The sequence below is a fragment of the Olleya marilimosa CAM030 genome, from assembly GCF_000518485.1.
GTDB classification, from domain to species: domain Bacteria; phylum Bacteroidota; class Bacteroidia; order Flavobacteriales; family Flavobacteriaceae; genus Olleya; species Olleya marilimosa.
Map to the genome: position 1 here is coordinate 219,262 of NZ_JADR01000005.1, position 11,812 is coordinate 231,073.

Sequence of the window (11,812 nt, forward strand, 5' to 3'; positions counted from 1 at the left end):
ATGAATTTATCTTTTTCATTAGTCATTTGCACGTATATGCGACCAGAAGCTATCCTTAAGCTTTTGAATTCCGTTGCCTTGCAGACATTGTATCCTAATGAAATTCTTGTCATAGATGGCTCTACCAATTCTGAAACTGAATCAGTTTTAAGTGAAAATACATTCCATAGTCTTAGTTATTTTAAAGTTGATGAAGCTAATAGAGGTTTAACTAAGCAACGTAATTTTGGTATTAGCAAAGTTGGTAAATCGATTGATATTGTCTGTTTTTTGGATGATGATACTGTGTTAGATCGTGATTATTTTAAAGCAGTTATAGAGGCTTTTAATGTTGATTATGAGATAACTGGAGTTGGAGGTGTAGCAGTAAACGAAAATAGATGGAAACGTCAAAGCCCTAACCATGTTTACAATAAAAAATTGTATTATTCATTAGAGGATTATATAATAAAAGAGAGTACTAGAAACGTTGTTCGTAATTATTTTGGATTACAATCACCAAACTTACCAGGTATAATGCCAACATTTTCACATGGAAGGACGTATAGTTATCCACTTAATGATAAATTATATCAAGTAGATTTATTGGTCGGAATGTCTTTTAGTTTTAAGAGAATTGTGTTTGACAATATAAAATTTTCTACTTATTTTGAAGGTTATGGTCTATATGAAGATGCAGACTATAGTTTACGAGCTTTGAAATATGGTAAAAATATAATATCTACTAAAGCTAAAATTTATCATTATCATGACAAATCTGGTAGGCCTAATCAATTTAATTATGGTATGATGGTCGTCAGAAATGGATGGTATGTTTGGCGTATCAAATATCCTAAGCCTACATTTGTTGCTAGATTTAAATTTTATGCTACGATTGTGCTACTAACATTAATTAGAGCGACAAATGTTATTACAACGTCAGAACATAAAAAAGCATTAACCGAAACTTTAGGTCGAATGGTTGGATTGATTTCGCTTATATTTAACAAACCTAAAATTAAATAATGCGATTTTTAATTATCACACATGTTTTTCATAAACCAAAAGCACAGCAATGGTTTGCTTATGCACCTTATGTACGTGAAATGAATTTGTGGTTAAATTATGTAGATGAGGTAGAGATTGTTGCACCAACAACAGCTACACCAATTTCTGAAATTGATATAGATTATCAGCATAACAAAATTAAATTTACACCAATACCATCACTAGCATTTATTAATTTTAGTCGTGGGTTGAAATCATTATTAGCGATTCCATTTATTTTATATAGGTTATTTTGGGCTTGTAAGCGTGCAGACCATATTCATTTAAGGTGTCCCGGAAATATTGGTTTACTAGGTTGTATGGTTCAGGTTTTTTTTCCAAAGAAATTAAAAACCGCAAAATATGCAGGTAATTGGGATCCAAACGCTCAACAACCCTTAAGTTATACCCTTCAAAAAAAAATACTCTCAAACACCACTTTGACTAAAAATATGACTGCTTTAGTTTATGGTGAGTGGCTCAATCAGACTAAAAACATCAAGTCGTTTTTTACAGCAACCTTTAAAAATGAAGACCGAGAAGCGATTTGTTTAAGAGATTATTCTGCTGACTTACATTTTATTTTTGTTGGCAGTCTGGTTGAAGGGAAACGCCCATTGTTGGCCATACAAATTGTTGAAGCTTTAATTAACAGAGGTATGCCAAGTTACTTAGCATTATATGGAGAAGGCGTTTTAAAAAAACAATTACAGCAATACATAGATCAAAATAATTTAGGTAATTATATCGTTTTCCACGGAAATCAAACCAATGAAACCATAAAAGCTGCATTAAAACAATCACATTTTTCAATATTAGCATCAAAGTCCGAAGGTTGGCCAAAAGCCTTAGCCGAAGCTATGTTTTATGGTGTCATACCAATAGCAACACCAATATCTTGTGTGCCAAATATGTTAGATAATGGAAAAAGAGGCCTTTTGATAGCACCTGATTTAGAGTCTTCAGTTAACAAAATTGAAAGTTGTTTGTTAGATAAGGCGCATTTGCGAGAACAATCCATTAAAGCTTCAGAATGGTCACAACAGTACACTTTAGATGTTTTTGAAACAGAAATAAAACGTTTATTAACCTCTAACTAATGAAAGTACTACAATTAATTGATAGCTTGGAAGCAGGAGGCGCAGAGCGTGTTGCTGTCAATTATGCAAATGCGCTTGTTAATTATATTGATGGATCTTATATATGTGCTACAAGAAAAGAAGGTCTTTTAAAAAAGAGTTTAAGTAAAGATGTTGTTTATTTATTTTTGAAAAAAAGAAGTACCATAGATTTTGTTGCTATTATAAGATTAAGAAAATTTATAATTAAAAATAATATTGAAATTATTCATGCGCATGGTTCATCTTATTTCTTAGCTACAATTGTAAGAATACTAACACCTAAACTTAAATTAATTTGGCATGATCACTTTGGAAACCGAATTAATTGTGGGTTAAAAAGTATTTTAATTTTAAAATTATGTTCAATATTTTTTTCAAGAGTTTTTGTTGTAAATAATGATTTAAAATTATGGGCAGAACAAAATCTTTTCACTAAAAAAGTTATTTTCTTGCGAAATTATCCAATGGATAATTCCAATATTATAAAAACAAGATTACATGGGGTCGAAAATAAAAAAATTGTATGCTTAGCAAATTTTAGACCAGATAAAAATCACGAGTTACTAATAAACGCTTTTGGAAGAATAATTAATGCATTTCCTGATTGGACTTTACATTTAGTTGGAAAGGATTTCAATGATGAATATTCACGAAGTATTAAAACACTGATTACTAATTTAAATCTCAATAAAAGTATTTATATTTATGGTAGTTGTATGGATACATCCTCTATTTTGAAACAAGCGCAGATAGGAGTGTTATCATCTAGTTCTGAGGGGCTACCATTATCATTACTAGAATATGGACTACTCGGTTTACCCGTTATAGCTACAGATGTTGGACAATGTGCTAAAGTAATTACCAACAATATTAATGGTTTAGTAGTAAAAGCAGGTAATCAAGATATGTATTATAATGCTTTGAAATTTTATATTGAAAATAAAGATATAAGGGAAATTTATTCTCAGAAGTTTCATAAACACATTTATAATAATTATTCCGAAAAAGAAACAATTAAAATAATTTTAAAGTCTTACAAATAACTAGATGCAACAAAACTATTTAAAAAAATTAGGTATACATGTTGTGATAGGTATATTAGTATATTTATATAAGCCATTAGGTAATATTTATTTTTATAGTATTCTTGTTTTCTTTTTAGTCAGAATTTTAAATGCTAAAAGAGATTCCAAGCCTTTTGAAGTTGTAAGGGCTTGTGCTTATATTATTGGAGCAGAGGTAATCCTTCGTATGACTAATAGCGGACCTTTTTATGAGGCAAGTAAATATATTGTTATAATATTTTCAATTACAGGGTTGTTTTATAGTGGCTTTAATAAAAAAGCTTCACCTTACTTACTTTATATATTATTATTAATTCCAAGTATTTATCTGTCGTTATATTTGTTAGATATTAGTGGTAATGTGAGAAAAGCCATAGCTTTTAATTTAAGTGGTCCGGTTTGTTTAGGTGTTTCAGCTTTATTATGTTATGACTTGTCCATTACTAAAAAACAACTTGAGTCTATAGTTAACTTTATTGTTTTTCCATTAATAAGCACTTTGGTCTTTGTTATTATGTATAATCCAAATGTCGCAGCAGTATCTTCAGGAACAGGTTCTAATTTTGATACCTCGGGAGGTTTTGGTCCTAATCAAATGTCTACAGTGTTAGGGTTAGGTTTTTTTTTAATGACAGTTCGTTTTTTTTATTTTAGTAAAACAAAATTAGTAAAGTATTTAGACCTGTTTTTAATATTAATATTCGCTTTTAGGGCAATTGTAACTTTTAGTAGAGGAGGTGTATATACAGCCATATTGATGATTTTGTTTTATATCATTTTTCAATACAAATCCGTTGATAAAAAAAATAAAAGAAGGATGTTAACTTCTATTATTTTATTTTTAAGTGTTGCAATTTTGACATGGATTATTTCGACTGATCAAACTAATGGCATGATTGAAAAACGATATTCTAATCAAAATGCTATGGGTCATGAAAAAAGTGATGTAACAACAGGTCGAGGTGACTTATTTTTAGCTGAATTTGAAGAATTTATTGCTAATCCTTTTTTAGGTGTAGGCGTAGGACGAGTAAAAGATTTGCGTTTTCAGAGAACTGGTATACATGCAGCGTCACATAATGAGATAAGTCGTATCATTTCAGAGCATGGCTTGTTGGGTGTTTTAGCGCTAAGTATATTATTGTTAGTGCCTTTGTTTTATAGATTAAAAAATAGGAATAATGTTTTATTTTTTTCTTTCTATTTGTTTTGGTTACTTACAATAAATCATTCTGCGATGCGAATTGCTGCACCAGCCTTTATTTACGCATTAAGTTTATTACATATTATAAATGACAAACCTAGTATACATAGGCAACAAATTAATTAGTTCAGGTAAAACAGCAACAACCATTGATACTTTAGGGACAAGTCTTGAAGCATCTGGTTTTAAAATAACTTATGCCTCTAGTTATAAAAACACGTTTTTGAGATTAGTCCATATGCTATGGACCGTTTTTAAACACAGACAATCCACCGACTATGTATTAATAGATACCTATAGTACGCTAAATTTTTATTATGCCTATGCTGTAAGTAAATTGTGTCAACTTTTAGGCTTAAAATACATTCCTATTTTGCATGGTGGAAATCTTCCTAGTCGTCTAGATAATAGTCCTAAATTAAGCCAATCCATTTTTAAAAAGGCATATGTAAATATAGCGCCTTCAAATTATATTAAATCAGCATTTAATGCTAAAGGGTATTTAAACATCCAAGTCATTCCTAATAGTATTGCCATTAATAACTATCCTTATCAAGAAAGAGTTATAGATGATATAGCGCTGCTTTGGGTACGTTCTTTTTCTAATTTATACAATCCAAAATTAGCTGTAGATGTCATGCATTCGTTAAAAAATAAAGGGTATAATGTATCACTGTGTATGGTAGGTCCTGATAATGACGGAAGCTTATTGGAAGTAAAAGCATACGCTAAACAACTAGGTTTAGACGTCTCCTTTACAGGAAAATTGACAAAGCAAGCATGGATTGCATTATCTAAAAATTACAATATATTTATCAATACCACTAATTTTGATAACACACCAGTAAGTATTATTGAAGCTATGGCATTAGGGCTACCAATTGTGTCTACAGATGTAGGAGGGTTACCTTTTTTAATTGAGAATAATTTGAATGGGCAATTAGTGCAACCTGATGATATTGAGTCTTTTGTGGATGCCATTTTAAATTACAAGGCAAATCCAGACAAAACGCAAGCAATTATACATTTAGCTAGACACAAAGCAGAACAATTTGATTGGAACACCATCAAACAAAAATGGATTAGTACTTTAAACTAAATCTCTTGGTTTAATACAATTACTTATTATCTTTGAAACAATTCTACCAATCCGTTAACATGAATAAAAGTAGTGGTATCCACTTTGAAATTTCTGAACGTAAAATTCTTTTACGTTTATTTGATTTGCTTTTTATTGGTACTTCACTTTTTACAGTCAGTACTTTTTTTGACTTTGACTACTTTAAAGTGTATGACCAACATTGGACCTGGTTTATTGTGCTTGCCATTTATATTACCGTTTTTGGAACCGTCTTAGAGCTATATGATTTACAAAAATCAAGTCGATTGGATACTGTCCTTGGTACGGTTTTGCTTACCACCTCAGTAACTGTCTTATTTTATCTTTTAACTCCATTTTACACACCTTCATTACCCGAAAATAGATTACAAATATTATATTTTTATTTGGCTATTTTGTTTGGTTTATATTTTTGGAGATGGGCTTATATCACATTTATTTCTTCTCCTAGATTTTTTAAAAGAGTGCTTTTAGTAGGCGAAATATCTAATATTAAAACTATTGTTGATGCTTTTGCTAGTGCAGATCCTAATTATAAGATTATTGGATTTATTAATTGCGAAACAAGTAAAAAAGACACTATAAAATTTAAAGGGTTAAAAGAATACGAGCCTTCCAAATTACATCAAATAATTAAGGAAGAAAACATATCAGAAGTTGTAATCGCGAGTTATAATTCAGAAAATATAACCTCTTCAATCTATTCCGATTTAATAACCTTGTTGGAAAAAGGGTTTCCAATAAAAGAGTATACTCAGGTGTATGAGGATATTACTTACCGTGTTCCAGTTCAGTTTGTTGGAAAGGATTTTTATAAATATTTCCCTTTTAGCCGAAACAATAAAAACAAATTATATTTAGCGTACAGACGTCTTTTTGATATTGTTTTATCATTGGTTGGTTTATTTTTAGGACTATTAATGTTACCTTTTATTTTAATTGGAAATCTAATAGGAAATAGAGGCGCTTTATTTTATACTCAAGAACGTGTTGGTCAAAATGGTATGCCTTTCAAGATTTTTAAATATAGGACTATGGTTAAAAATGCAGAAGTAGGAGGCGCTGTTTGGGCCTCAAAAAATGATACTAGAATTACTGCTTTTGGAAAATTTTTAAGAATTACTAGATTAGACGAGATACCACAATTTTTTAATATTCTGAAAGGTGATATGAGTTTAATTGGTCCCAGACCAGAGCGTCCTTATTTTGTAGACGAATTGTCTCAAGTCATTCCTTTTTACGAAACTAGACATATCGTTAAACCAGGACTAACAGGATGGGCTCAGGTTAAAGCACGATATGGTTCAAGCGTTGATGATAGTTTATTAAAACTACAGTACGATTTGTATTATATTAAGCATCGTGGTTTTTTATTAGATATTAATATAATTGTAAAAACGTTAAGTACGGTTATCTTTTTTAGAGGACAATAATTAGGCTTTATTCTCGGTTAGTTTATAAAACCTTAAAAGATATATATATCTAACTGCCAATGCTATTAATAAAGGAGCTAAAGCAGGAGCAAAGCGTTGCACACCTATGGTCCAATGCATCACAATTAAGCATAACATTAAAATTGAAAACTTAATGTAAGCTATAAACCATTTTTTAGGATTAGTCTTTAAAATTTGAAGGACACAAAACAAGCTTAATGGAAATGCCCATAATAGATTGTAGTTGTATGTGGTACCTGTATGATCTGTAGCAAACCATAATAAAAATAGCAAAACACCTATCAGTCCTGTTATTGTAAATAAGGCTAAGTCTAACGCTTTATTTCTAGTTTTATTTTTATTATCGCTATAGGTTAGGTAAATAATAACTAATGCTAAAACCATGGTTAATAGTAATGGGCTAGTTAGAAAAAAGCTGTTTTTATTTTCGTTTTCTCCTTTTTTTGTAAAGATTGTTTTAGAAGTAGTAACCAATTTTTTGTTTGAATCCTTTAAAGTTGCAAGCTCAAAAAATTGATTAACCTTTTCAGGTAAAAAAAGCTGTTCTCTTGCTGTGGCTTGTCTGTCAATAATTGAACCTAGCGCAATATCAATCCCAAAGCTTCCCCAAGTATTCCAATTTAAATTATGGTCTATAAGTTGTCTAAAAGTTTGCTCTTTATAGTCTTTGGGTAAGTTATACTGTAAGTTTCCGTCTAAAGTGGTTTCAATGACATCTCTAATTTTAGTGGCACAATTATCGTAAAAAAAATCGTATAAATAGGCACCTTGATTTTTTTTGTAGTTGGCTTCTAAATAGTTGTATAATTGTTGCGTTTCGGCTTGAGATAAGCGTAGCTGTTGCTCTTTTATTGTTCTATTTTCGCTTATGTAAAACGCTATAAGGCTTTTATAATTGGATTTACCTTGTAGATAGTTAAGTTTTCCTCTAGCAAAATCTAAATAAAAATTTGGGTCGTCAAAATTGTATCGACCAAAGTCATAAGCGATATCAGCAACTCTAGATTTAATACGGATGGCATTGTGCCCAAAAGCATCGTTTAAATTACTACCAGGTCCAAATGTTATTACACTAACTGTAGTATCTTCCGGTAATGGCATGGATTGGCTTAATCCTGCTGTTGTGCTAAGTAAAAAAACAACGTATAAAAATAGTCTCATGCTACAAAGATAACTTATCTAAAAACGCTAAAATCTAGTTTTAAAGAAAATACGTTAGAATACAAAGCGACACTTTGATCGCCAATATCTGTAAACGCGTAGTCTACTTGAATACCTTTATATTTAAAACCGACACCAAAACTTGGTTGAAAGGTTAAATCTTCAGAATTATCAATCTGTAATTCATTTTGAAAATTACCAACACCAGTTCTAAGATAAATCATATCTATATATCCAAACTCTAAGCCTAAAGCAGGATTAATACTGGCAAAAGATGTTGAAATAACATCATTGTTTTGTTCAAATCTTACATTTAAATCTAATTCTGCTTCCAATGTATAATCGTAATGAAAGCGATATAATTTAGCAACACCTAATTGTAATTTTGGAATTGTAATCTCAGTAGTTTCTGGCAATTCTTGATTTTGTCCTTCTACTGCATTTTGAACTTTAGCAAATTCATCTTCATTAATATTCCATGCATTAAATGTAGTTGTAATATCACGAGCCATAATACCAAACTTCCAGTTATTATTACTTTCAAATTGAATGGCAGCATCTAAACCAAAACCCCAACTAGAGGCAAAGTCACCTATGATTCGTCTTATAATTTTAGCATTAACACCATAGCTTAAACCTTCTAGCGGTAAGTCTCTAGCGTATGAAAAAGTTAAGCCATAATCTGCTGTAGAAAACAAACTGATGCGATCATAATTTACATTTCCTTGTTCGTCAATTAGTTGGGTTGTGTCCAAGATATCATCTACTGCAAAACGTATTAAAGAGATACCAAAAGCACTTTTATCATCTAAAGGCATTGCAAAAGCTGCATAATCATAATTTGCAATATTAGCAAAGTAACTAGAGTGCATTAAGGCTAATTGATTGTCTTCTAATTTAATTAGTCCAGCAGGATTCCAATATCCAGAATTAACATCATTAGTTCTGGCAACTGTTGCGTTACTCATCCCTAAAGCTGCAGCATCCACACCTATATTCATAAACTCGTTTGAATATTTTCGGGTTTGAGCAAATGATAAAGAGATACTCAGTAATAAAAAGACTAGTAAACGTACTTTCAATTTCAATTTTTTTACAAAGATGCTATAATTTTTCTATATATTAAACTTCAATTTTAATACTATATTGCATAGTGTTTGGAATAGACCCAAATACTTTGTTATTTTTACAAAAAACTAACTGATGAACATCAAAGCTTTTATACCAAATTTTATAACGCTTCTAAATTTATTTAGCGGAAGTGTGGCAGTCATATTTGCTGTCAATAACCACTTTATATTTGCTGCCTTTTTTGTGTTTTTAGGTATCTTTTTTGATTTTTTTGATGGTCTGCTAGCACGAAAATTAAATGTCCAAAGCGAGTTAGGTTTACAATTAGACAGTTTGGCAGATATGGTAACTAGTGGGTTAGTGCCAGGAATAGTAGTTTTTAAACTATTAGAATTAGCTAGTAATAGTAAAGCGGTCACACCAATTGATGATTGGTCAGAAACTATGCAATGGACTGGTTATACGTTTAACTTATTACCATTTATTGGACTATTTGTTACATTAGCATCTGCTTATAGATTGGCTAGATTTAATATAGACGAAGACCAACAAAGTTATTTTAAAGGCTTGCCAACACCAGCTAATGCCTTGTTAATTTTATCGTTACCGTTAATTTTAGAATTTCAGAATAATGATTTAATAAATAGTATTATACTTAATAAATGGTTTTTAATTGTATTAACTATTTTAAGTTGTTACATATTAAATTCATCTGTAAAATTATTTGCCTTAAAATTTAAAAACTGGAGTTTTAAATCTAATTCAGTACGTTACATTTTTATTATTTTAAGTATTGTGCTTTTAGTAGTATTGCATTTTGCAGCAATCCCTGTAATTATTATACTATACATATTATTATCTTTATTTAACAACATCAATTAACACCCACTATGTTAGAAATTATTTTTACGCTTTTAATGCTTGTTTTGTTACAGGCTGTTTTAGGATTTGACAATTTATTATATATCTCTTTAGAGTCAAAAAAAGCACCAGAAACAGAACAAAAGCGCGTTAGAAAAGTTGGGATTTTAATTGCGATTGTTTTACGTATCATACTATTGTTTGTATTAGTATCAATAATTGATTTTTTTAAAGAGCCTTTTTCGTTTATGACTGGAGAATTAGGCAGCGTTGCTAGCTTTGCTTTTAATGGACATAGTTTAATTGTATTAGCAGGAGGAGGTTTTATTATTTATACAGCTATTAAAGAAATTTGGCACATGATTGGTGCTCATGATTTAGATCAGGATATAGAAGGTGATGGTACACGAGGTAAATCTGCAAGTGCTGTTATAACTAGTATTGTTATTATGAATTTAGTATTCTCTTTTGATTCTATTTTAGCTGCAATTGGTCTAACAAGTGATATTGAAAACGCTACGACAGCTTTTATTGTAATGGCTATTGCTATTGTAATTAGCGGATTGTTAATGTTGTTTTTAGCAGATCGAATCTCTGTGTTTTTAGCAAAAAACCGAATGTATGAAGTGCTAGGGTTATTTATTCTATTTATAGTAGGTATAATGTTAGTTACCGAAGGTGGACATTTAGCTCACTTAAAGTTATTTGGAAACCCAATAGAGTCTATGAGTAAAACAACTTTCTATTTTGTATTGTTTATTTTAATTATTGTAGATGTTGTACAAGGTCGCTACCAGAAAAAAATTATGGCAGAAAATGCTAGAATTAAAGCTAAGTCTGAGGAAAACATATAGCATAATAAAGTTTATTAAATAATAAAAGCCCAATGGAATGTTCCATTGGGCTTTTATATATCTATTAATTTCAGATTAATCTCTAATCTTCTTCTTACGTAATTCAAAATTCTGACCTAAGTAAACTTTACGTACCATTTCGTCATTAGCCAATTCTTCAGGTTCTCCTGCTTTTAAAATACTTCCTTCAAACATTAAATAAGTTCTATCTGTAATAGCTAACGTCTCTTGTACGTTGTGGTCTGTAATTAAAATACCAATATTTTTTTTGGTTAATTGCGCTACAATACGTTGTATGTCTTCTACAGCAACAGGGTCAACACCAGCAAAAGGTTCGTCTAATAAAATAAAGCTAGGGTTAGTGGCTAAGGCACGTGCGATTTCGGTACGACGACGTTCTCCACCAGACAATAAATCACCTCTACTTTTACGGATATGACCTAAACTAAACTCTTCAATTAAAGCTTCCATCCTGTGCAATTGTTCTTTTTTGCTCAGTTTGGTCATTTGTAAAACACTTAATATGTTGTCTTCTATACTTAATTTTCTAAATACAGACGCTTCTTGTGCTAGATAGCCAATACCATTTTGTGCACGTTTGTACATAGGGTAATTGGTAATGTTAGTGTCATCTAAATAGATGTTACCAGCATTAGGTTTTACCAATCCAACAGTCATGTAAAACGAGGTTGTTTTTCCTGCACCATTAGGACCTAATAGTCCAACAATTTCGCCTTGACTTACTTCAAGAGATACGTCTTTTACAACTTTACGTCCACTGTAGGACTTCATTAAATGTTCGGCTCTTAGCTTCATTTGGTGTTTTTAATTGCTCTAAAAATAAGCATTTCAGTATAACTTATAAAAAAGGTACTT

The 11,812-nt window shown here is 30.6% G+C and carries 11 protein-coding genes; 8 read left to right on the top strand and 3 right to left on the bottom strand.

What is annotated here, in order from left to right; all coding sequences use genetic code 11:
* From M890_RS0106955 to M890_RS0106980, 6 genes are read left to right on the top strand one after another with little or no spacing between them, the layout of a single operon-like run.
* On the top strand, positions 1-1,005 hold the full coding sequence (locus tag M890_RS0106955) for a glycosyltransferase family 2 protein (protein ID WP_084553582.1): 1,005 nt from the start codon (positions 1-3) through the stop codon (positions 1,003-1,005).
* Positions 1,005-2,126 carry a glycosyltransferase gene (locus M890_RS0106960; protein WP_028282841.1) on the top strand — a complete coding sequence of 374 codons (1,122 nt, stop codon included), beginning with the start codon at positions 1,005-1,007 and terminating at the stop codon, positions 2,124-2,126. The genes M890_RS0106955 and M890_RS0106960 overlap by 1 nt, the downstream gene beginning before the upstream one ends.
* Positions 2,126-3,190: a glycosyltransferase gene (locus M890_RS0106965; RefSeq protein ID WP_028282842.1), complete on the top strand. Its 1,065-nt coding sequence runs from the start codon at positions 2,126-2,128 to the stop codon at positions 3,188-3,190. The genes M890_RS0106960 and M890_RS0106965 overlap by 1 nt, the downstream gene beginning before the upstream one ends.
* Before the next feature lie 4 nt (positions 3,191-3,194).
* Complete coding sequence (locus tag M890_RS0106970) at positions 3,195-4,541, top strand: O-antigen ligase family protein (protein WP_028282843.1); 1,347 nt, start codon at positions 3,195-3,197, stop codon at positions 4,539-4,541.
* Positions 4,504-5,514 carry a glycosyltransferase family 4 protein gene (locus M890_RS0106975; protein ID WP_028282844.1) on the top strand — a complete coding sequence of 337 codons (1,011 nt, stop codon included), beginning with the start codon at positions 4,504-4,506 and terminating at the stop codon, positions 5,512-5,514. The genes M890_RS0106970 and M890_RS0106975 overlap by 38 nt, the downstream gene beginning before the upstream one ends.
* Before the next feature lie 59 nt (positions 5,515-5,573).
* The gene (locus M890_RS0106980; protein ID WP_028282845.1) at positions 5,574-6,968 is read left to right on the top strand and encodes a sugar transferase; all 1,395 of its coding nucleotides are present in this window, start codon (positions 5,574-5,576) and stop codon (positions 6,966-6,968) included.
* Here the strand turns inward: M890_RS0106980 and M890_RS0106985 are convergent, their stop codons facing one another.
* Together M890_RS0106985 and M890_RS0106990 are read right to left on the bottom strand one after the other, a co-directional pair.
* On the bottom strand, positions 6,969-8,150 hold the full coding sequence (locus M890_RS0106985) for a lipoprotein N-acyltransferase Lnb domain-containing protein (protein WP_028282846.1): 1,182 nt from the start codon (positions 8,148-8,150) through the stop codon (positions 6,969-6,971).
* Positions 8,151-8,164: 14 nt separating this feature from the next.
* Complete coding sequence (locus M890_RS0106990) at positions 8,165-9,232, bottom strand: putative type IX sorting system protein PorV2 (protein ID WP_028282847.1); 1,068 nt, start codon at positions 9,230-9,232, stop codon at positions 8,165-8,167.
* Positions 9,233-9,353: 121 nt separating this feature from the next.
* On the opposite strand from M890_RS0106990, the gene M890_RS0106995 reads away from it, so the two are divergent.
* Together M890_RS0106995 and M890_RS0107000 are read left to right on the top strand one after the other, a co-directional pair.
* Positions 9,354-10,103: a CDP-alcohol phosphatidyltransferase family protein gene (locus M890_RS0106995; protein ID WP_028282848.1), complete on the top strand. Its 750-nt coding sequence runs from the start codon at positions 9,354-9,356 to the stop codon at positions 10,101-10,103.
* A gap of 8 nt (positions 10,104-10,111) precedes the next feature.
* Positions 10,112-10,936, top strand: coding sequence for a TerC family protein (locus tag M890_RS0107000; protein WP_028282849.1), 825 nt, complete (start codon positions 10,112-10,114; stop codon positions 10,934-10,936).
* Positions 10,937-11,011: 75 nt separating this feature from the next.
* Here the strand turns inward: M890_RS0107000 and lptB are convergent, their stop codons facing one another.
* Positions 11,012-11,752 carry an LPS export ABC transporter ATP-binding protein gene (lptB, locus tag M890_RS0107005; protein ID WP_028282850.1) on the bottom strand — a complete coding sequence of 247 codons (741 nt, stop codon included), beginning with the start codon at positions 11,750-11,752 and terminating at the stop codon, positions 11,012-11,014.
* Positions 11,753-11,812: the final 60 nt, after the last annotated feature.